The organism is Bradyrhizobium sp. CCBAU 11434 (assembly GCF_028128895.1).
Taxonomy (GTDB): domain Bacteria; phylum Pseudomonadota; class Alphaproteobacteria; order Rhizobiales; family Xanthobacteraceae; genus Bradyrhizobium; species Bradyrhizobium zhengyangense.
Genome location: NZ_LBJX01000002.1, coordinates 495,096 through 516,648 on the forward strand (window position 1 = coordinate 495,096; position 21,553 = coordinate 516,648).

At 64.0% G+C, this 21,553-nt stretch carries 19 protein-coding genes; 9 read left to right on the top strand and 10 right to left on the bottom strand.

Going from position 1 to position 21,553, the window contains the following annotated elements:
- The first annotated feature begins 119 nt into the window (after positions 1-119).
- The 3 genes from XI06_RS04605 to XI06_RS04615 all read left to right on the top strand — a co-directional run bounded on the left by XI06_RS04605 (position 120) and on the right by XI06_RS04615 (position 2,212).
- Positions 120-857, top strand: a complete 738-nt coding sequence (locus XI06_RS04605; protein ID WP_237866209.1) for a competence/damage-inducible protein A — start codon at positions 120-122, stop codon at positions 855-857.
- 32 nt (positions 858-889) lie between these two features.
- A complete protein-coding gene (gene gpt / locus XI06_RS04610) occupies positions 890-1,417 on the top strand; it encodes a xanthine phosphoribosyltransferase (RefSeq protein WP_057740910.1) in 528 nt (175 codons plus the stop codon).
- 177 nt (positions 1,418-1,594) lie between these two features.
- A complete protein-coding gene (locus tag XI06_RS04615; protein WP_237873459.1) occupies positions 1,595-2,212 on the top strand; it encodes a hypothetical protein in 618 nt (205 codons plus the stop codon).
- Positions 2,213-2,228: 16 nt separating this feature from the next.
- Here the strand turns inward: XI06_RS04615 and XI06_RS04620 are convergent, their stop codons facing one another.
- Complete coding sequence (locus XI06_RS04620; protein WP_237873462.1) at positions 2,229-3,251, bottom strand: methionine synthase; 1,023 nt, start codon at positions 3,249-3,251, stop codon at positions 2,229-2,231.
- 132 nt (positions 3,252-3,383) lie between these two features.
- On the opposite strand from XI06_RS04620, the gene XI06_RS04625 reads away from it, so the two are divergent.
- The 3 genes from XI06_RS04625 to XI06_RS04635 all read left to right on the top strand — a co-directional run bounded on the left by XI06_RS04625 (position 3,384) and on the right by XI06_RS04635 (position 5,810).
- Positions 3,384-4,085, top strand: coding sequence for a glutathione S-transferase N-terminal domain-containing protein (locus tag XI06_RS04625; protein WP_237873465.1), 702 nt, complete (start codon positions 3,384-3,386; stop codon positions 4,083-4,085).
- A 139-nt stretch (positions 4,086-4,224) separates the two neighbouring features.
- On the top strand, positions 4,225-4,833 hold the full coding sequence (locus XI06_RS04630; RefSeq protein ID WP_237873467.1) for a 2-hydroxychromene-2-carboxylate isomerase: 609 nt from the start codon (positions 4,225-4,227) through the stop codon (positions 4,831-4,833).
- Complete coding sequence (locus XI06_RS04635; RefSeq protein ID WP_237873469.1) at positions 4,833-5,810, top strand: NADPH:quinone oxidoreductase family protein; 978 nt, start codon at positions 4,833-4,835, stop codon at positions 5,808-5,810. Before XI06_RS04630 ends, XI06_RS04635 begins: the two co-directional genes overlap by 1 nt.
- Before the next feature lie 103 nt (positions 5,811-5,913).
- Here the strand turns inward: XI06_RS04635 and XI06_RS04640 are convergent, their stop codons facing one another.
- From XI06_RS04640 to XI06_RS04680, 9 genes are all read right to left on the bottom strand, one after another.
- A complete protein-coding gene (locus XI06_RS04640; protein WP_237873471.1) occupies positions 5,914-6,804 on the bottom strand; it encodes a crotonase/enoyl-CoA hydratase family protein in 891 nt (296 codons plus the stop codon).
- Between the two features lie 86 nt (positions 6,805-6,890).
- Positions 6,891-8,309 (bottom strand): amidase, encoded by a 1,419-nt coding sequence (locus XI06_RS04645; RefSeq protein ID WP_237873476.1) that lies wholly within the window; start codon positions 8,307-8,309, stop codon positions 6,891-6,893.
- Positions 8,310-8,311: 2 nt separating this feature from the next.
- A complete protein-coding gene (locus tag XI06_RS04650) occupies positions 8,312-9,475 on the bottom strand; it encodes a M20 aminoacylase family protein (protein ID WP_237866217.1) in 1,164 nt (387 codons plus the stop codon).
- A 14-nt stretch (positions 9,476-9,489) separates the two neighbouring features.
- Positions 9,490-10,995 carry a M81 family metallopeptidase gene (locus tag XI06_RS04655; RefSeq protein WP_237873479.1) on the bottom strand — a complete coding sequence of 502 codons (1,506 nt, stop codon included), beginning with the start codon at positions 10,993-10,995 and terminating at the stop codon, positions 9,490-9,492.
- 236 nt (positions 10,996-11,231) lie between these two features.
- Positions 11,232-12,881 (bottom strand): ABC transporter ATP-binding protein, encoded by a 1,650-nt coding sequence (locus tag XI06_RS04660; RefSeq protein ID WP_237873496.1) that lies wholly within the window; start codon positions 12,879-12,881, stop codon positions 11,232-11,234.
- A gap of 11 nt (positions 12,882-12,892) precedes the next feature.
- Entirely contained in the window at positions 12,893-13,780 is an 888-nt protein-coding gene (locus XI06_RS04665; RefSeq protein ID WP_237866219.1) for an ABC transporter permease, read from the bottom strand.
- Positions 13,781-13,800: 20 nt separating this feature from the next.
- Positions 13,801-14,742, bottom strand: coding sequence for an ABC transporter permease (locus XI06_RS04670; RefSeq protein ID WP_237873480.1), 942 nt, complete (start codon positions 14,740-14,742; stop codon positions 13,801-13,803).
- A gap of 229 nt (positions 14,743-14,971) precedes the next feature.
- The gene (locus XI06_RS04675) at positions 14,972-16,102 is read right to left on the bottom strand and encodes a M20/M25/M40 family metallo-hydrolase (protein WP_237866221.1); all 1,131 of its coding nucleotides are present in this window, start codon (positions 16,100-16,102) and stop codon (positions 14,972-14,974) included.
- Positions 16,103-16,113: 11 nt separating this feature from the next.
- Positions 16,114-16,368 carry a hypothetical protein gene (locus XI06_RS04680; RefSeq protein ID WP_237866222.1) on the bottom strand — a complete coding sequence of 85 codons (255 nt, stop codon included), beginning with the start codon at positions 16,366-16,368 and terminating at the stop codon, positions 16,114-16,116.
- Positions 16,369-16,385: 17 nt separating this feature from the next.
- Between XI06_RS04680 and XI06_RS04685 the strand changes: the two genes are divergently transcribed.
- From XI06_RS04685 to XI06_RS04695, 3 genes are all read left to right on the top strand, one after another.
- Positions 16,386-17,996: an ABC transporter substrate-binding protein gene (locus tag XI06_RS04685; RefSeq protein ID WP_237866223.1), complete on the top strand. Its 1,611-nt coding sequence runs from the start codon at positions 16,386-16,388 to the stop codon at positions 17,994-17,996.
- Between the two features lie 101 nt (positions 17,997-18,097).
- The gene (locus XI06_RS04690; RefSeq protein WP_237866224.1) at positions 18,098-19,708 is read left to right on the top strand and encodes an ABC transporter substrate-binding protein; all 1,611 of its coding nucleotides are present in this window, start codon (positions 18,098-18,100) and stop codon (positions 19,706-19,708) included.
- A 246-nt stretch (positions 19,709-19,954) separates the two neighbouring features.
- Positions 19,955-21,553, top strand: coding sequence for a glycosyltransferase family 39 protein (locus XI06_RS04695; protein WP_237866320.1), 1,599 nt, complete (start codon positions 19,955-19,957; stop codon positions 21,551-21,553).

The following is a 21,553-nucleotide window of genomic DNA, read 5'->3' on the forward strand; positions in this document are numbered from 1 at the left end:
TGACATGGCTGGCGGCCTGCCTGAAAAAATGGCTGAGGACTGCTTATTTCGGCAGCAAAAGCGCGTGACTTCAACGCGTTACCCCGGCAAATTCGGCGGGACAGTGAGGGACTTAAGGTATGAGCGAGATCGTCACGGCGGGCATTTTGGTCATCGGGGATGAAATCCTGTCCGGCCGGACCAAGGACAAGAACATTGGCTTCATCGCCGAGTACCTGACCAATATCGGCATCGACCTGAAGGAAGTCCGGGTCGTCTCCGACGACGAGGACGACATCGTCGCCGCGTTGAATGCACTGCGGCAACGCTACACCTATGTCTTCACCACCGGCGGCATCGGGCCGACCCATGATGACATCACCGCCGACAGCGTCGCCAAGGCGTTCGGGGTCGGCATCGACCACCATCCCGAAGTGGTCGCCCGCTTCCGCGAGCGCTGGAGCGAGCAGGACCTCAACGAGGCCCGCCTGCGTATGGCCCGCATCCCCGATGGTGCCGAGCTGATCCAGAGCGCGACCATCCTCGCGCCCGGCTTCAAGATCGGCAATGTCATCGTCATGGCCGGCGTGCCCTCGATCATGCAGGCGATGATGGACATCGTCTCGCCCAAGCTGAAGTCAGGCGTCCGCATGCTCTCTGAATCGGTCCGCGCCAATGCGCGGGAAGGCGACATCGGCAGCCCCTTGAGGGCGATCGCCGCCGCTCATCCCGACACCATCATCGGCAGCTATCCCTTCATGGACGAGGACTCGAAGCCCAACACCAATCTGGTGGTGCGTTCGCGCGACGCAGATAAGCTGGCCGCCGCAATGGCTGCGGTGAAGGAAATGCTGGCGGGATTGAACATCACCCGGTAGCAAATGCCGGCAGGCGAAAGCAGGAGACGACGATGGCTGGTGAAGCACCGGAACTGAGCGCGCAGGAACGGGCAGGCAGGCCCTTTCCGGTGTCGTGGGACCAGTTCCACCGGGATTGCCGGGCACTGACCTGGCGGCTCAACGAGGTCGGGCCGTTCCACGCGGTGATCGCGATTACCCGCGGCGGTTTGGTGCCGGCTGCGATCGTGGCGCGCGAGCTGGGCGTGCGCGTGATCGACACGGTCTGCATCGCCAGCTACGACCACGACAAGCAGGGCGATCTCCAGGTCCTCAAGGGTATTTCAGAACAGGCGATGAAACTTGGTGGCGGCACCGGCAAGGGGCTGTTGATCGTCGACGACCTCGTCGACACCGGCAAGACCGGCAAGCTGGTGCGCGAGATGCTGCCGGATGCGCATTTCGCCACTGTTTACGCCAAGCCGAAGGGGCGTCCGCTGGTCGACACCTTCATCACGGAAGTCTCGCAGGACACCTGGATCTTCTTCCCCTGGGATACCGCGCTCTCCTACCATCCGCCGCTCCGTGACGGCGCTGCGTGACCTTTCTTCACCTCGCCCCGCTTGCGGGGAGAGGTCGCGCCGAAGGCGCGGGTGAGGGGGACTCTCCGCGAGTCCAATTCTCACCGACCTTGCGGAGGCGCCATCTTATCCCGACCTTCTCAGCGCGAGCGAAAGCTCGTCGCGGCCTCGCGAGCGGGGAAAAGGAGAAGAGCCACCATGCCCCTGCAAAACCGCGTCACGCCGACTGGCGAGATCATCGCAACGCCACATCGCGGGATGTTCACCGGCAATCGCGGCATCATCCACGATCCCGCGACCAAGACGCTGCTGAGGAAGCGCTGGTCGTCGCCGGCCTGGCTCACCTGTACCTGCGAATTCCGCGGCCGCCGCCGCGAGGTGATGGCGCAGCGAAGCTGGACCGAGCTGTTCTTCCTCGATGAAGCCACCGCGCTCGCCGCCGGGCATCGCCCTTGCTTCTATTGCCGACGAGACGATGCCAATCGCTTCCGCGCCGCGTGGGAGAAGGGCAATCGCGTGCACGATGTCCGCATGCACGACATCGACACGGTGCTGCACCAGGAGCGGCTCGATCACGGCAAGAAGCGACTGCACGCGCTTCTGGTGCCGCTCGACCAATTGCCCGACGGCGCGATGGTTCAGCACGGCGAGGCAAGCTTCTTAGTGACGCAGGGCAGGGCGCTGCTGTGGTCGCCGGCGGGATATGCCGCGGCGGAGCAGCTCCCAGGCGAGGCAACGCTGCTCACGCCGCCCTCGACACTCCGCACGCTGAACGCCGGCTATCGGCCGGTGCTGCACCCCTCAGCGCAGCCCTAGCGCCGAATCCTTGCCATCACCCCAGCTTTTCGCGCGCCAGCGCGGCGCCGGCACCGAGCGCCATCAGCTTGGCTTCGGCGATCTCGCGCCGCATCGGTGCCATGCCGCAATTGGTGGTGGCGATGATGTTGCTCTTGGGCACGAATTTCGAGACAGCGTCGATCACCTGCACGACATCCTCGGCGGTCTCGACCGTGTCGCTGGCGACGTCGATGACGCCGGCCTGCACGATCTTGTTCTTCAACAGCGCGAGCAGATCGAGCGGGACCTTGGAATTGCGGCACTCGATCGCGACCTGCTGGATCGGGCTGGCATCGATTGCCGGAAAAATCTGCTCGTACTGCCGCCATTGCGTGCCGAGCGTCTCCTTCCAGTCGGTGTTTGCCTTGATGCCGTAGCCGTAGCAGATGTGCACGGCGGTGGTGCAGGTGAGACCTTGCGCGGCGCGCTCCAGCGCCTTGATGCCCCAGTCGTTGACCTCGTCCATGTAGACGTTGAAGGCGGGCTCGTCGAACTGCACGAGATTGACGCCGTCGGCTTGCAGCGCCTTGGCTTCCTCGTTCAGCAGCTCGGCGAAGGCGAAGGCCATCTTGACGCGGTCGCCATAGTAACGGTCCGCAATGGTGTCGATGATCGTCATCGGGCCGGGCAGGGTGAATTTCAGCTTCTTTTTCGTGTGCGTGCGCGCTACGCGTGCCTCGAAGGCATGGACACGGTCCTTGAGCCGGAGCGGGGCGACGACCTGCGGCACCATTGCCTTGTAGCGATCCTTGCGGATGCCCATCTCGACCTTGTGGGCGAAGTCGATGCCTTCGATCTTCTCGAGAAAGCCGTGCACGAAGTGCTGCCGGGCCTGCTCGCCCTCGGTGACGATGTCGATGCCGGCGTCCTCCTGGATTTTGAGCCAGATCAGTGTCGCGTCGCGCTTGGCGCGGAGCAGCTCGTCGCCTTCAGACTTCCAGGGCGCCCAGAGCATATTGGGCTCGGCGAGCCATTCCGGCTTCGGCAAGGAGCCGGCGATCGTGGTTGGAAACAGCATGGCGGCCCTCCCGGCAGGTTGTGTTGCGCCCCTTCCTGCCATGTCCTAACGTCAAGGTACAGAACAACAAAAGTCGCCCTCTATTCCGGCGGTGATGACAGGCAAGGCCCAAGGAAAGGCCAGAGGACAGTCATGATCGACCTCCATTACGCGCCGACGCCGAACGGCTGGAAAATCTCGATCATGCTGGAGGAGCTCGGGCTTCCCTATCGAGTGAAGCCCGTCAACATCCGCGCCGGCGAGCAGTTCAACCCTGAATTCCTGGCGATCTCGCCCAACAACCGCATTCCCGCGATCGTCGATCACGAGCCTGCCGATGGCGGCGGCCCGTTTTCGGTGTTCGAGACCGGCGCGATCCTGATTTATCTGGCGGAGAAGACCGGCCGCTTTCTGCCCAGCGACCTGCGCGGCCGCTCCACCACCATCCAGTGGGTGATGTGGCAGATGGCTGGGCTCGGTCCAATGCTCGGTCAGCACGGCCATTTCGCGCTCTATGCAGCGGAGAAAATTCCTTATGCGATCGAGCGCTATCGCGACGAAGCCGCGCGGCTCTATGGCGTGCTCGACCGCCAGCTCGCCAAGACCGGCGCCTATGTCGCCGGCGACTATTCCATTGCCGACATCGCCTGCTTCCCCTGGAGCATGACCCACAAGGCGCAGGGTTTTACGCTCGACGACTATCCGAACGTGAAGCGCTGGTACGCCGAGGTCCGCGCCCGGCCGCAGGTGCAGGCGGGGCTCGCGATCGGAAAATTCGTGAAAGAGCCGTTCGACGAGGAATCACGCAAGATCATGTTTGGCCAGCGTGCGAAGGAACTGTTGGGAAGGAAATAGACCTCCGCTCTCGCCTCGTCATTGCGAGCGCAGCGAAGCAATCCAGAATCTTTCGGCGGAGGGACTCTGGATTGCTTCGTCGCTTCGCTCCTCGCAATGACGGGGAGAGAGCGGGACAAGATACATAAGGAAAAACACCATGATCGAATTCTTCTTTGACTGCTCCAGCCCCTGGACCTATCTCGCCTTCCACAACATCCAGCCGCTGGCGAAAGAGGTCGGCGCCGAGATCATCTGGCGGCCGATCCTGGTCGGTGGCATCTTCAACACGGTCAATCCGAGCGTCTACGCGCAGCGCGAGAAGCCGGTGCCGTTGAAGGCGCGCTACATGAAGAAGGACCTTGCCGACTGGGCGCGCTCGGCAGGGCTTGCGATCAAGATGCCGCCGACGGTGTTCCCGGTGAACAGCGTCAAGGCGATGCGCGGCTGCATCTGGCTCGGCAACGAGATGGTGCCGTTCGCAACATCAGTATTCGAGGCCTATTGGGGCGGCGACAAGGACATCTCGCAGGATGCGGTGCTGGCCGAAATCTGCAAGAAGGTCGGCATCGACGAGCAGAAATTCTTCGCCGGCATTTCCGAGCAGGCGATCAAGGACCAGCTCAAGGCCAACACGGAAGAGGTCGTTGCCCGCGGCGGCTTCGGCTCGCCGACGATCTTCGTGAACAAGACCGACATGTATTTTGGCAATGACCGGTTGCCGCTGATCCGCGAGGCGCTGCTGCGCAGCAAGGCGAGCGCGGCCTGATGGTGCGGGCTGTCGTCTGCCGCGCACTCGGCGCGCCCGAGACCTTGCGGCTGGAAGAGTTTCCCTCGCGCGCTCTGGAGCCGGGCGAGGTGCGGATCGCCATCCGTGCTGCCGGATTGAATTTCCCTGATGTGCTGATGGCGGCCGGCGAGTATCAGCTCAAGCCCGAGCTGCCGTTCACGCCCGGCATGGAAGCCGCCGGCGATGTGATCGAAGTTGGCGCGGAGGCGAAGGGTGTTTCGGTCGGCGACAAGGTCATCGTGAAGATGCGCCACGGTGCGTTCACGGATGAAGCGGTGGTGATGCCCTCGCAGCTGACGCCGATGCCGTCGACCTTCGATTATGCGGAAGCCGCGACCTATCTCGCGGGCCATGGCACCGCCTATCACGCCCTGATCGATCGCGGCCGGGTCGAACCAGGCGAGGTGCTGCTGGTGCACGGTGCGGGCGGCGGCGTCGGCCTTGCCGCCGTCGAGATCGGCAAGATGCTGGGCGCCACCGTCATCGCAACCGCCTCCAGCGATGAGAAGCTTGCGATTGCGAAATCACGCGGCGCCGATCATCTCGTCCGCTACGACCGCGAACCGTTTCGCGATGCCGTCAAGCGCATCACCGACGGTCGCGGCGCCGACGTCGTGTTCGATCCTGTCGGCGGGCAGGTGTTCGAGGACTCGATGCGCTGCATCGCCTGGGGCGCGCGGCTCCTGGTGATCGGCTTCACCGGAGGCATCGGCTCGGCCAAGACCAATCTTCTGCTGATCAAGGGCGCCAGCGTGCTCGGCGTGCGCGCGGGCGAGGCGGTGCGGAAAAATCCCGCGCTCGGCGAAATCAGGCTGAAGGCGCTGCTGCAATGGGCAGAGGAGGGCAAGCTGCGCCCCAACATCTCGCACCGGCTGCCGCTGGAGGACTGTGCCAAGGCGATGCGGCTGTTGCTCGATCGCAAGGCGATCGGGCGCGTGGCGCTGGTGATGCAATGAAGGTAACGTAGGGTGGGCAAAGCGAAGCGTGCCCACGATCTGTATCCATCACGCAAAGATCGTGGGCGCGGCGCAAGGGCGCCTTTGCGACCCTACAAGAGCATCACTTGTATTCCCGCTCCGTCCACCACGGGAAATAGTCCGGCATATCGATCGACACCTTGTTCTTGAATTGCGCCGGCCTCTTCTCAAGGAACGACACCACGCCTTCTTTCACATCCTCCGAGCGGCCGCGGGCATAGATGCCGCGGCTGTCGACCTTATGCGCTTCCATGGGATCGTCCGCGCCCATCATGCGCCACATCATTTGGCGGATCAGCGCCACCGACACTGGCGCGGTCTTGGCACAAAATTCCTTGGCGAGCGCGCGGGCTGTCGGCAGCAGATCATCCGGCGCCACGACCTTGCTGACGAGGCGGCCGGCAAGCGCCTCCTGCGCCGGGAAGACGCGGCCCGAGTAACACCATTCCAGCGCCTGCGAGATGCCGACGATGCGCGGCAGGAACCAGCTCGAGGCCGCCTCCGGCACGATGCCGCGCTGGGAGAACACGAAGCCGAACCGCGCGGCCTCCGAGGCTATGCGGATGTCCATCGCAAGCTGCATGGTGACGCCGATGCCGACAGCGGGACCGTTCACCGCGGCGATGACGGGCTTCAGGCATCTGAAGATGCGCAAGGTGACCTGACCGCCGCCGTCGCGCACCTGCGGATCGCTGTAATCGACCTTGCCGTCGGCAAAGCGCTTGACCGGCCCGCGCCGCGCGTCGCGATCGAAGGTGTCAGCGCCCGAGGAGAGATCCGCGCCTGCGCAAAAGCCGCGGCCGGCGCCAGTGACGATGATGGCGCGGACATTGTCGTCCTTGTCGGCGGCGTCGAACGCGTCGATCAGCTCGGCCTGCATTTGCGCGTTAAAGGCGTTGAGCTTGTCGGGCCGGTTCAGCGTGATGGTGAGGATCTGCTCGGCGACCTCGTACTTGATCGTCTCATACGCCATGGCGTGGTTTCCTTCCTTGTCTTGAATGCGGTCTCGATGAGACGAGACGCACGCTCGCCGCTGTCCGTCTTGCGCGGACTGGGCATCTACTTCGCCGGCGGCTTGGGCCACGGCCTTTGCGCCCCGCGCAGGCCCTCGAACGCCTTGGCCATGCCGAGCACGCCGATGTCGTCGAAGCGGCGGCCGACGAGCTGTACGCCGATCGGAAAACCCGCGTCATCGAAGCCGCCATTGATGGACACGGCGGGGTTCTCCGACATATTCCACGGCACGGTATAGCAAATGTGTTCGAACGGCCGCATCGGATCGTTGGTGGGTGAGGCCCAGTCCGCCGCATAGTTCACGTTCGGCGCCGTTGGCGAGATCACGTAGTCGAGCTCGCAGAACAGTCTTGATGCCGCCGCGCGGATCGCCATGGTCTGGTTGAAGCCTCTGATGACGTCGACGCCCGACAGCTTTGCACCGGAGGCGCCCCATTTGAAGATATAGGGCAGCACCTTTGCCTGTTCGGCTGGCGCGAGCTTCGAAAGGTCATCCCACATCCGTGCGCGCCAGAAATTGTCGAGACCGTCGAGCATCTCGCGCGTGAGGATGCCGTCGACTTCGGTGACGACGGCACCGGCGGATTCGAACGCCTTTGCAGCTTTCACCGCGACATCGCGGACGAGCCGTTCCGCCGGCAGGCCGACGCCGGCATCGAGCATCAGGCCGATGCGCAGTTTTCGCGGCGACTTCTCCAGGCCCTTCCAGTTCAGCGGTTCGGCGGGCAGGCTCGTGCCGTCGCGCCGGTCGGGCTTGGCGATCACGCTCATCATCAGCGCGCAATCATCGACGGTGCGGGTCATCGGGCCGGCGACGCGGCCGACATAGGCGGGATCGATCGGCACGCGGCCAAAGCTCGGCTTCAGGCCGACGAGGCCGCACCAGCCGGCGGGCAGGCGCACCGAGCCGCCGATATCGGTGCCGAGATGCAGCGGACCATAGCCGGCCGCTGCCGCAGCGCCGGCGCCCGCGCTGGAGCCGCCGGGGTTCTTGGAGAGGTCCCAGGGATTGCGCGCGAGCGCATGGAACGAAGAGAGTCCAGAGGACAGCATGCCATAATCGGGCATCGTGGTCTTGGCGAAGATGATCGCGCCTGCCTCACGCAGCCGCGCGGCGGGCGGGGCGTCCTTCTCGGCTGGGACCAATTTGACGCTCGCGGCACCCAGCGGCACCGGCACGCCCTTGGTCGCGATGTTGTCCTTCACCGTGACAGGCACACCGTCGAGCGGACCAGAGGGCTCGCCCCCGGTCCAGCGCGCGGTCGAGGCTTTTGCGGCCGCGCGCGCACTTTCAGGGTCGAATGCATAGAGCGCCTTCAGATGCGGCTCCCACGCAGCGACATGCGCGAGCAAATCCTCCAGCACCTCGCTCGGCGAGAATTGCTTGGCCCGATAGCCCGCGATCAGATCGACCGCCGAGAGATCGTGCAGCGAGGTGACCGCCTCCGCGGCGCTCTTCTTCATTGCTAACCGACCGGCATGCGCGTTTCGATGATCCGGGCGAACATGCTGGCGCCGATCGGCAGGATCTTGTCGTCGAGCACGAAGCCGGGATTGTGCACCGGCACGGAGCCGTCATGGCCGACCCAGAAATAGGCGCCGGGAATGGTCTCCAGCATGTCGGCAAAATCCTCGCTGCCCATCTTCGGCTGGCTGCGGGTGATCACCTTGGCGGGATCGACAACGGTGCGCGCGACGTCCTCGACCACCTTGGACTGCTCGACCTGGTTGACCAGCACGTTGAAGGTGTCGCGGATGTCGACGTCGATCACGCACTGATAGGCGCTGGCGATGCCGGCGCAGATGGTGCGGATGCGTTCGCTGACCAGGGTGCGGACTTCCTTCGAGAAGGTGCGGATGGTGCCGCACAGATGCGCATCGCCCGGAATCACGTTGTAGGCGGAGCCCGCATGGATCTGGGTGATAGATACGACAGCAGCCTGAAGCGGCTCGACGTTGCGGCTGACGATGGTCTGGATCGCCTGCGCCAGCGTGGTCGCGATCACGACCGCGTCCTTGGAGCGCTCGGGCATCGCGCCATGCGCGCCATAGCCGGTGATGCGGAGGTCGAAGAAGTCGGCGCTGGCCATGGCCGGGCCGGGCAGGATGGCGATTTCGCCGTGGTTGAGGTCGGGCGCGTTGTGCAGGCCGTAGAGCTCGTCGCACGGAAACTTCTCGAACAGGCCGTCCTTGATCATGGCGCGGGCGCCGCCGAGGCCTTCCTCGGCCGGCTGGAAGATCAGGTGCACGGTGCCGTCGAAATTCCTGGTCTCGGCGAGATAGCGCGCGGTGCCGAGCAACATGGTGGTGTGGCCGTCATGGCCGCAACCGTGGAAGCGGCCGGGGATTTTCGAGCTCCATTTCAGATTGGTGTTCTCTTCCATCGGCAGCGCGTCCATGTCGGCGCGCAGGCCGATACGCTTGCTGCCCGAACCCTTGCCCTTGATGACGCCGATCACGCCGGTGCCGCCGAGACCGCGATGCACCTCGATGCCCCAGCTCGTCAGCTTGTCGGCGACGATGCCGGACGTACGCACTTCCTCGAAGCCGATCTCGGGATGGGCGTGCAGGTCGCGGCGGATAGCGGTGAGTTCGTCGGCATAGCCGTCGATGCGTTCGATGGTGGGCATGTGATCCTGTCCGGTTAGCGTGAAGGGGGATTGAAAACGGGGCCGTTCGGCTTGATGCGGATGCCCGGGCGCAGGCGCGTCCATGGCAGGGAGGCGGTGTCGGCCGGCATCGCGCCGGGGGCGGCGCAGATCATCGGCTGTTCAGCGATCGGTTCGAAATCGGCGCGGAAATGCACCGAGCTCTTGTTGACCAGGATTTTTTCCTTCGTCGGTTCGATCCCGACATAGCGGTACATCGCCTGGTCGGCCAGCTGCGCCTTGTGCGAGGAGACGACGACGCGGACGTCGCCGATGCGCAGGGCTGCGGAGAGGCCCATCTCCATCTCGCGGCCGCCAAAGTAGGGGCCGGGCGCGATGAAGCGGCCGTCGGAGAGCTTTTCGACGACGAAGGTCTCGGTGTAGGGCTCGTCGCCGGCGATCCCCGACTTGCCGCCGAGCGAGAGCGTGACGGCGGCGCCGACGCCCGCCGCATGCGCGGCCTTGGCGGATTCTGGATCGTAGATCACACCGGTCGCAGCGCTCGCCTTGTTGCGCACCAGCGCGCGCAGCATGCCCGTGGTGTCGGAATCGCCCCCGGCGCCGGGATTATCCTGGGTGTCTGCGATGATGATCGGCTTGCTCGCGTTCTTGGAGAGTTCCATCGCGTGGCGCACGCCGTCATCGGGCGACCAGATCTTGCCGTCGAAATCGTCTTCGTGGCTTTCAATCAGCTTGACGATCGCGTCGGCGGCGCGATCGGCGTCTTCCTGCGTCTTGCCATAGGCGAACACGCTCGGCCCGCAATCGCGGAAGTCAGCGGCAGGGAAGCCCGGCGCGAAAGACAGCGTCGGAACCGCATCGTTCTCCAGCGCAGCAAGCTTCTCGTAGATGCCCTTGGTGGGGAAGTCGTCGGTGCATTGCCAGCTGATCGCGATCAGGAACGGTATCTGGCGGAATGACTTTGCGAAGCGAAGCTTCGTCTTCAGGAGCAGGGCAAGATGTTTTGCCGAGGCGCGGCCGGTCTCGGCCATGTCGATATGCGGATAGGTGCGGTAGGCGATCAGCGCGTCCGCATGTTCCATCATCGCAGGCGTGACGTTGGCGTGCAAATCGAGGCTTGCGACCAGCGGAACATCCTTGCCGATGACGCGGCGTACGCGCGCCAGAATCTCACCTTCGCCGTCGTCGAGATGCTCGGTGACCATGGCGCCGTGCAGATCGAGATAGACGGCGTCGATCGGGCCTGCGGCCGCGATGCCGTCGACCATCACCTTCACGATGCGCTCGAACGCATCCTTCGTGACATGCGCCGACGGGCTCGCACCGCAGGCAATCGTCGGAACCAGTTCCCAACCATTGGCTTCAGCGCTGTCGACGAAACCGGCCAGCCCGACATTGATGCGCCGCATCACCTTCAGCACGTCGGGGCCTACAGTCATCGCCGGCCAGCCGCCGCCATGCTGGAAGTCGGCGTAGGTCGCCTTCGTCGGCGCGAAGGTGTTGGTCTCGTGCAGGAAGCCGCCGACGGCGATACGTGTCATCAATGCATCTCCAGCCGATTGAAAGTGCGCGACGTTAGCCTTGGCTTTGCGAGGAGAGCAAGGCGGGAAGCAATCGCGCTGCGCATAGGGTCAGATCGTTTTGGGAATGCTGCTCCCCCGTCATTCCGGGGCGCGCGCAGCGCGAGCCCGGAATCCATTGGGCGACAGACTCTGCGGCTTGATGGATTCCGGGCTCATCGCTTCGCGATGCCCCGGAATGACGACGGAGGGACTGACTAGGCCGTCGCCACCACGCCCTCCGACACCGGCCGGAAGTTCGCAAAGTCCCAGCCGCGGCCGGGCGCCGCTTCGAGCAACGCCCGGGTGTAGGCCTCCTGCGGGTGTGTCAGCACTTCGGCGGCGGGGCCCTGTTCGACGACGCGGCCGTGCTGCATCACCACGACTTCGTCGCAGATTTGCGCAGCGACGCGCAAATCGTGAGTGATGAACAGGATGGCGATGCCGAGCCGCTTCTGGATCTCGTCGAGCAGGTCCAGCACCTGCGCCTGCACGGAGACGTCGAGCGCGGAGACCGCTTCGTCGGCGACCAGCACGTCAGGATCGAGCGCCAGCGCGCGCGCAATCGCAATGCGCTGGCGCTGGCCGCCGGAGAACTGGTGCGGATAGCGCGACACCGCGTCGGCGGGCAGGCCGACGAGCTCGAGCAGCTCGCGCGCCCGCTTCATCGCGTTCGCATGTGAGACGCCGTAATTGATCGGGCCTTCGGCGATGCTCTCGCCCACGGTGACGCGCGGATTGAGCGAGCGGTAGGGATCCTGGAACACGATCTGGATCTTCTGCCGATGCGGCTGCAGCAGCCGGCGCGAGATGTCGGAGATCTCGCGGCCGGCAAGGCGCACGCCGCCCGAGGTCGGATCGATCAAGCGGACGATGCAGCGCGCTACCGTCGACTTGCCGGAGCCGCTTTCGCCGACGATGCCGAGCGTGCGGCCTTTGCGCAGGGTCAGCGTCACCTTGTCGGCGGCGACGACTTCGCGGCCTTTGCCGAAGAAGGCGCGCTCCTTGTAGATCTTGCTGAGGTCGTTGGCCTCGAGCACGATCGGTTCCTTGCTCTCCTCACGCGGCGGCCGCGGCACCAGGCTCGGCACGGCGGCCAGCAGGTTACGGGTATATTCCATCGTGGGATTGCGCAGCACGGTGTCGAGCGGGCCGGTTTCGACCAGGCGCCCCTGGCGCATGACAGCGACGCGGTCGGCGATCTCGGCGACCACGCCCATGTCATGGGTGATGAACAGCACCGCGGTGCCGTGATCGCGCTGGAGCTCGCGGATCAGCGACAGGATCTGCTTCTGCGTGGTGACGTCGAGCGCGGTGGTCGGCTCATCCGCGATCAAGAGCTTCGGCTCCAGCACCAATGCCATTGCGATCATGATGCGCTGGCGCTGGCCGCCGGAGAGGCGGTGCGGGTAGGAGGCGAAGATGCGCTCGACCTGGGGCAGGTGGACCTGCTCCATCATGTCGAGGATGCGCTTCTTTCGCGCCTTCGCATCGAGCTTGGTGTGGGCGCGCAGCACCTCGTCGATCTGGCGGCCGACCGGCACGACAGGATTGAGCGCGGTCATCGGTTCCTGGAAGATCATCGCCATCTTGGTGGCGCGCAACTGGCGCAGGCGGCGATCGGTCGCGGTGAGGATCTCCTCGCCGACGAGCTTGACGCTGCCGCCTGATGGAACCAGCGTGCCCTTCGGCAGCAGGCCCATCGTGGTCAGCGAGGTCACCGACTTGCCCGAGCCGCTTTCGCCGACGAGGCATAGCGTCTCGCCTTCGTGCACCTGGATCGAGATGCCGTCGATGATCTTTGCTCCGTTCGGCTTCTTGCCGACGGAGACGACGAGGTTGTTGATGTCGAGGACGGGGTTGGTCATTTGATCGGCCATCACTTGCCCTCCCGCTGCTTCATGCGGGGATCGAGGGCGTCGCGGGCGGCGTCGCCGATCAGGTTCATGCTGAGGATGGCGATCGAGAGCAGCAGGCCCGGCCAGAAGATCAGCGTCGGCTTGAGCTGAAAATACTGGCGCCCCTCGGCCATGATGTTGCCCCAGGTCGGCGTCTCCGGCGAGATGCCGGCGCCGAGGAAGGAGAGGATGGCTTCGGTGAGAATAGCAGAGGCGCAGACATAGGTGCCCTGGACGATCAGCGGCGCGATCGTGTTCGGCATCAGGTGCCGCCACATGATTTTCGGCAGGCTGGAGCCGACCGAGATCGCGGCCTCGACATAGGGCTCCTCACGCGCGGACAGCACGACCGAGCGCACCAGGCGCGCCACGCGCGGGATTTCGGGGATGGTGATGGCGACCAGTACGGTCCAGATGCTGGCGCCCGACAGCGAGACCACGGCGATCGCAAGCAGGATGCTCGGCATCGCCATCAGGCCGTCCATGATGCGCATCATCACGGAATCGACCAGCTTGAAGAAGCCGGAGACGAGACCGATCGCGAGCCCGATGGTGATCGAGAGGATCGCCGAGCCGATGCCGACCAGCAGCGAGATGCGGCCGCCATAGATGACGCGCGACAGCAGGTCACGGCCATAGGCATCGGTGCCGAGCAGGAATTGCGCCGAGGAGGGCTTGAGGCGCTGCGAGGGCGCAAGCTGGATCGGATCATGCGGCGCGATCAGCGGCGCCAGGATCGAGATCAGCACGATCAGCGCGAGCAGGATCGTGGCCGCCGCGATGATCGGCGTCGAGGTGAGGAATCCGAGACGCGGCCGCAGTGGCGACGTGATCGGAATCGAGGATTGGGGAAGGCTATCGACCGTCATCGTTGTTCTTGTCCTTAGCCTTAGTACCGGATGCGGGGATCGAGCAGCGTGTAGGCGACGTCGATCAGGAGATTGACGACGACGTAGATCAGCGAGGTCAGCAGGATCATCGCCTGGATCACCGGATAGTCGCGGGCCAGCACCGCATCGACGGTGAGGCGGCCGATGCCGGGGATGTTGAACACGCTCTCGGTGACGACGACGCCAGAGATCAAAAGCGCAAAGCCGGTGCCGATCACGGTGATCACGGGCACCGCGGCGTTGCGCAGCGCGTGTCGCAGCATTACCGCGACCTCGTTGATGCCCTTTGCGCGCGCCGTTCGCACGTAGTCTTCGCCCAGAACATCGAGCATGGCCGCGCGCGTCATGCGCGCGATCAGCGCGATGTAGATGAAGGACAGCGCGCAGGTCGGCAGGATGATGCGCTCGAAGAACGGCCCGAAGCCCGCGCTGATGCTCTTGAAGCCCTGCACTGGCACCCAGCGCAGGTCGATCGCAAACACCTGGATCAGGACATAGCCGACCACGAACACCGGCACCGAGAAGCCGAGCACCGACAGACCCATCACGAAGCGGTCGATCCAGGTGCCGTGCTTCCAGGCCGCGATGACGCCGAGCGGCACGGCGACCATGACGGCGAGGATGATGGTCGAGAGCGCGATCGAGATCGACGGCTCGACGCGCTGTCCGATCATCTTCATGACCGGCAGGTTCGAGATCAGCGAGGTGCCGAGATCGCCGTGCAGCAGCTTGTTCACCCAGGTGATGAACTGCACGATCAAGGGCTCGTTGAGGCCGAGCGAGGTGCGGATGCGCTCCAGCCGTTCCGGCGTCGCATTGTCGCCGGCGAGGATCGCGGCTGGGTCGCCGGGCGTCAGCCGCAGCAGCAGGAAGACAAACAGCGCGACGACGCCCATCACGGGCACGGCGGCGAAAATTCGGCGGAGGAGATATCCGAGCAAGTTGGATCCCGTCAGATGAGAGTCAAATCGGCGGCAGCGGTCATGGCCCGTTCTGCCATCAGCCTAACATTTCAGCAATTCCTGTGCCATCAGGGCCACAGATTTTGCAGTGCGGCCAGTCTTCGTAGGGTGGGCAAAGCGGAGCGTGCCCACCGTTCGCTGCAGTCGGCGAAAGGTCGTGGGCACGGCGCAAGCGCGCCTTTGCCCACCCTACAGAACGGCTTCGCGATCACTCCAGCGTCGCCAGCAGCCCCGCCATCAGGCGGCCACGCTCAACGAGGCTCTCGACCTCGATATACTCTTCCAGCGTGTGGCCATTGCCCCCACGCACACCCAGGCCGTCGAGAGTCGGAATGCCCATGGCGCCGGTAAAATTGCCGTCGGAGCCGCCGCCGGAGCTCGCATGTGGTAATTCCGCGCCGAGAGATTTGGCGATGCCGCGCGCCTTTTCATACAGCGCCATGGTGCCCGCATCCGGCTCCCACACCGGCCGCGTCACGCCGCGCGTCACCTTGAAGGCGACGTCGTTGGTGGTGCCCGACAGCGCCAGCATGCGTTCGACGCCGCGGTCGAGATCGGCCTGGCGCTTGGCCATCGACAGCGCTTCGCCGGTGGCAGTCGTTGCAACGCAATTGACCCATTGCCCCCCGTGCACGACGCCGACCGAGAAGGTGCAGTCCTCCGTCGTCATCGCGTCGATCGCAAGAATCTGCCGCGCCATCTCGCGGATGGCCGAGCGTCCGGCCGACAAGGTCGCGCCGGCGTGGCTCGGTCGCCCTGTCGCTTCAAGATTGAAACGCGCGATGGCGTAACGTCCGGTGGTGACGCCGTTGTCGGCGCGGCCGGGCTCGGGCACCAGCACATATTTGTTCCGCGCAGCCTCCGCCTCGATGATGTCGCGCGTCGAGGGCGTGCCGACTTCCTCGTCCGGCGTGAACAGGATGGTGATCGGCAGGGGCGTCGTGAAGGACGCGCGCGCCAGTTGGCGGATCGCTTCCAGCGACAGGTAATTGCCGCCCTTCATGTCGTAGATGCCGGGGCCGTAGCATTTGTTGCCCTCGCGGCGCCATTTCAGCTTGTCGATGGTGCCGACCGGGTGGACGGTATCCATATGTCCAGCGATCAGGATGCCCGGCTCGCCTTGTTTCGGATGGGGAAAACGCGCGCGAACGACGCCGCCAAAGCCCTGACGGCCGGCGATGCGTTCGATGGTCGCACCCATGATCGCCATATCCCGCGCTGCGATATCGAGCATGCCGTTCACCGCGCTCGCGTCCCAGGTCGGGCTTTCGCATTCCACCCAGGTGCGCAGGCCCGCGAGCATCGTCTCCGAATCGAAGGGAAGATTGGCTGGATTCATCTTAAAGTCTCTCAAGCTTCGAAAGATGGAATGCGCATTGCATCGGCGCAGGCAAGACTGGCAGGCAGGACGAGCGGAGTTGAGTTGTAGAGCCAATCCGGACTTTGTAGAGCCCGCGCGTTCGCCGCAAGGGCCTGCGCCGAAACCGGATTGACGCGCTCAGGACTGTCTGCAAGTCTCGAAAAGATAAAGGCATTGCACGAGGTTAGTTCGCCTAACGAACGAACCAAATGCTCAACCAATAATCCGCCTTTGAACAGTTTCACGCCAGGAGAAACTTTATATGTTCCACTTGATGCGCATGGGGCGTCGCGCGATCGCCTCCAAACTTGCGCTGTCGGTCGTCGCGCTTGCAACGGCGATGGCCTCGCCGGTGTTTGCAGCGGGCAAGACCATCACCGCCGTGATGCATTCGGATCTGCGCATCATCGATCCGATCTTCACCACCGCCTACATTACGCGCGATCACGGCTACATGGTCTACGACACGCTGATCGCGACAGACTCGAACTTCAAGATCCAGCCGCAGATGGCGGACTGGAAGATCTCGGACGACAAGCTCACCTACACCTTCACGCTGCGCGACGGCCTGAAGTGGCATGACGGCACGCCGGTGACGGCGGAGGACTGCGTCGCCTCTCTGAAGCGCTGGGCCGCCGTCGACGGCATGGGCCAGCAGATGATGCAGTTCACTGCGAGCATCGAGGCCACCGACCCGAAAACGATCACGCTGAAGCTGAAGGAGCCCTACAGCCTTGTACTGGAGTCGATCGGCAAGCCGTCCTCGCGCGTCGCCTTCATGATGCCGAAGCGCCTCGCCGAGACACCGCCGGACAAGCAGATTCCCGAACAGATCGGCTCCGGTCCCTTCAAGTTCGTACAGGGCGAATTCCAGCCGGGCGTGAAGGCGGTCTACGAAAGGAATCCTGATTACGTGCCGCGCAAGGAGCCGGCGAGCTGGACCGCGGGCGGCAAGGTGGTGAAGGTCGACCGCGTCGAGTGGATCACCATGCCGGACTCGCAGACCGCAGTGAATGCGCTGCAGTCGGGCGACATCGACTTCATGGAAGTGCCGCCGTGGGACCTGCTGCCGGTGCTTGAAGGCAATCCCGACCTCAAGGTCGAGACGCTGAACAAGTTCGGTTACCAGACGCTCGGTCGCATGAACTTCCTTCATCCTCCCTTCGACAATCCGAAGATCCGTCGCGCCGCGCTTCTGGCGATGAACCAGAAGGACGTGCTCGACGCGCTCGTCGGCAATCCCAAGTACTACAAGATCTGCGGCGCCTTCTTCATCTGCGATACGCCGTTCGCGACCGACGTCGGCTCCGAATCGCTGGTCAAGGGCAACGGCATGGCGGAAGCCAAGAAGCTGCTCGCCGAGGCCGGCTATGACGGCACGCCCGTCGTCGTCATGGTGCCCGGCGACGTCGTGACGCTGAAGGCGCAGCCGACGGTCGCGGTGCAGCTGCTCCGCGAAGCTGGCTTCAAGGTCGATGCGCAGGCGACCGACTGGCAGACGGTGGTGAGCCGCCGCGCCAGCCAGAAGCCCCCGAAGGAGGGTGGCTGGAACATGTTCTTCACCAACTGGGTCAGCGCCGACGTGTCCAACCCGATCTCCAATCTCTCGATCGGCGGCCAGGGCAAGAAGGGCGGCTGGTTCGGCTGGGCGGAGGATGCCAAGATCGAGAAGCTCAAGGACGACTTCGTCCGCGCTGCCTCGCTCGACGATCAGAAGAAGATCGCGACCGAGATCCAGAAGGAAGCCTATGACCAGGTGATCTACATCCCGCTTGGTCAGTATCTGGCGCCGAGCGCCTGGCGGAAGTCGCTGTCCGGCGTGCTCGACGGTCCGGCAACGCCGATCTTCTGGAACATCGACAAGTCGGAGTAAGACCAGGTCGAAACGAGCGAAGGGCGCATTCCGCGCCCTTCGTCTTTTCCATCGCGCAGCGCCGTGCTTGCAGCGGTGCCGCTCTCGCCAGGAGGGCTTCAATGTTCCAACTCATGCGGCGGGGGCGTCGCACGTTCGCCTCCAAACTTGCGCTGTCGGTCGTCGCGCTTTCCACGGCCATCGCCTCGCCGGTGCTTGCGGCCGGCAAGACTATCACCGCCGTGATGCATTCGGATCTGCGCATCCTCGATCCGATCTTCACCAGCGCGTATATCGCGCGTGATCATGGCTACATGGTCTTCGACACGCTGATCGCGACGGATTCGAACTTCAAGATTCAGCCGCAGATGGCGGACTGGAAAATCTCTGACGACAAGCTCACCTATACATTCACGCTGCGCGACGGCCTGAAATGGCATGACGGCGCGCCCGTCACCGCGGAAGATTGCGTTGCCTCGCTGAAGCGCTGGGCCGCGGTCGACAGCATGGGGCAGCAGATGATGCTGTTCACCGCGAGCATCGAGGCGACCGACCCCAAGACGATCACGTTGAAGCTGAAGGAGCCCTACGCGCTCGTGCTTGATGCGATCGGCAAGCCGTCCTCGCGGGTCGCTTTCATGATGCCGAAGCGTCTGGCCGAGACGCCGGTGGACAAGCAGATCCCCGAGCAGATCGGCTCCGGCCCGTTCAAGTTCGTGCAGGATGAATTCCAGCCGGGCGTGAAGTCGGTCTATGTCAAGAACACCGACTACGTTCCGCGCAAGGAGCCGCCGAGCTGGACCGCGGGCGGCAAGGTGGTGAAGGTCGACCGCGTCGAATGGATCACCATGCCGGACGCGCAGACGGCGTTGAACGCGCTGCAGTCGGGCGACATCGATTTCATGGAAGTGCCTGCCATCGAGATGTTGCCTACCATCGAGGCCGACAAGGACCTCAAGGTTGATATCCTGAACAAGTTCGGATTCCAGACTGGCGCGCGGATGAATTTCCTCCATCCGCCATTCGACAACGTCAAGGTTCGTCGCGCAGCATTCATGGCGGTCAACCAGAAGGACGTGCTCGATGCGCTGATCGGCAATCCCAAATACTACAAGACGTGCGCTGCGGCCTTCATCTGCGACACGCCGTTCGCGACGGAGATTGGCGGTGAGGTCCTCGCGAAGGGCGGCGACATGGCTGCGGCCAGAAAGGCGCTCGCCGAGTCCGGCTACGACGGGACACCGGTTGTGCTCATGGCGCCGGGCGACGTCGTGACGCTGAAGGCTCAACCGATCGTAATGGCCCAGCAACTACGCGAAGCCGGCTTCAAGGTTGATTTGCAGGCCACCGATTGGCAGACGGTGGTAAGCCGGCGCGCCAGCCAGAAGCCTCCGAAGGAGGGCGGCTGGGACATGTTCGTCACAAACTTTGTCAGCGCCGACGCCTCGAACCCGATTTCCAACATCGCCGTCGGTGGGCAGGGCAAAAAGGGCGGCTGGTTCGGCTGGCCGGAGGACGCCAAGGTCGAGCAGCTCAAGGACGCGTTCGTTCGCGCGGCTTCGCTCGATGAGCAGAAGAAGATCGCGGCCGAGATCCAGAAGGAAGCCTACGATCAGGTGCTGTACATACCGCTCGGCCAGTATCAATCGCCGAGCGCGTGGCGGAAGTCGCTGTCTGGCGTGATCGAGGGCCCCGCGACCCCGGTGTTCTGGAATATCGATAAGTCGGAGTGACGAAGCAGGGATAAGGGAACTCCCGCAACCTCATAGCATCGACACGCGGCGCCGCTGTCGTCAGCGGCGCCGTTGTCTTTTGCCGTTCCTCCTACGGCGGGAGCCCTTCACTGAAAGCGGGGCGCCTTTAACTCTTCCGGTTTCCAATTGTTGCTATTTGTTTCTGATCTGAAATAGATGGTTTGCCAGCACCGCTTGCCCTTCTTTGATTTGAGTCTCGTGCCGATCGATTTTGCATTCCAGGCGATGGCCGAACGGTCGGATCGCGCGCCGGCGCGCTGGCGGCGCCCGTTGCTGCGCTGGCTCGATGGTGTGGAGGCGGGCTGGGCCGTACCACTTCTTATTGCGTGCTTCGTCGCAAGCTGGACGCTGTATCTTGCCATCGCCTATGCCGGTGGCGGTCTGCACCCCGACACGCTCGAGGCCTGGACGCTGGGGCGGAATTTCGCTTTCGGTTATCACAAGCATCCGCCGCTGATGGGCTGGGTCGCAGCAAGCTGGACCTTCGTATCCCCGGTCGGCGACGTGTCGCTGCAACTGATGGCGATGGTGAATGCGGGGCTCGCGCTGTTCTTCGTCGACTGCGTGGCGCGGCAATTCGTCACCGGACACAAGCGCATCCTGGTGCTGCTGTTGTTGATGCTGACGCCGGCCTATCAATTCCACGCCCAGCGCTTCAACGCCAACTCCGTGCTGCTGGCGACATGGCCGCTGGCCACATGGTGTTTTCTGCGCGCGTTCGAAACACGGTCGGTGTTCTGGGCGGTCGCGGCCGGGTGCACCGCGGCGCTCGCCATGGTCGGCAAATACTATTCGATCTTTCTGGTCGCGAGCTTTGCGGTTGCGGCGCTGGCGCACCCCTCGCGTCGCGCTTATTTCACCTCGGCTTCGCCCTGGATCTCGGCCTTGACCGGGCTCGCGGTGCTGTCGCCGCACATCTATTGGCTTGCGACCACGGGAGCGTCGACCTTCGGCTACGCGCTGGCCCATGCCAATGGCAATGCTGTCAGCTCGCTCAGTGACGTGAAGAACTTCCTGCTGGGGCTTATCGCGGCCATCAGCGCTGCGGCCTTGATCTGGGTGATGATATCGGGCACGCGCCTGAAACAATTTCCGGCCGACTTTGTTGCGATGAGCGCGGGCCTTCGGCTTCTCTTCTACGTCGCCATCGGCACGATCGTCCTGCCGGTTCTGACCTCGCTCGCGATGGGGACTGATCTGCCGTCGCTATGGGCCCTGCAGGGGCTGTTTCTATTCGTCGTGCTCATCGTCTGCGGCGCTCGCTACCCGATCGAGCGCTTCTACACCGTCAATGTCACGGTCATCGTTGCAGGTGTTGCGCTGGTCGCCGTCCTGGTCGCGGCCCCCATCCATGACTTTTATCGCAATATCAACGGCTACGAAGAGGGACGGAATCTTTACGCGCAAGCCGCAAGCGAGCTCACAAGACAATGGCACGAGCTGACCGGCGAGCCCCTCAGAGCCGTCAGTGGCGACGATTCACTCGCTTTCGCCACCGCATTCTACAGCCCCGACCATCCGCTCTACGCGCGTCCATTCGAGCATCAGCACAATTGGGGGCTGCCGCGCAGGACGACACTGGATCGCGGCTGGGCCGCACTCTGCTTCAAGGGTCAGGACGATTGCGCTCGCTGGATGGAATGGGTGACCTCGCGCACCGCGACATTCGTCAGACGGGAGTTCACCGTGCAGGCCTCGCTGTGGGGCCGAACCGGCCTGTCTCGGGACGTGGTGATGATGATCGTGCCGCCGCGCGCGAACGGTGATGCATCGCCCGAGAGCGCCGCGCAGGATTTCAGTGCGAGCAAGCGCGGCCTGGACTGA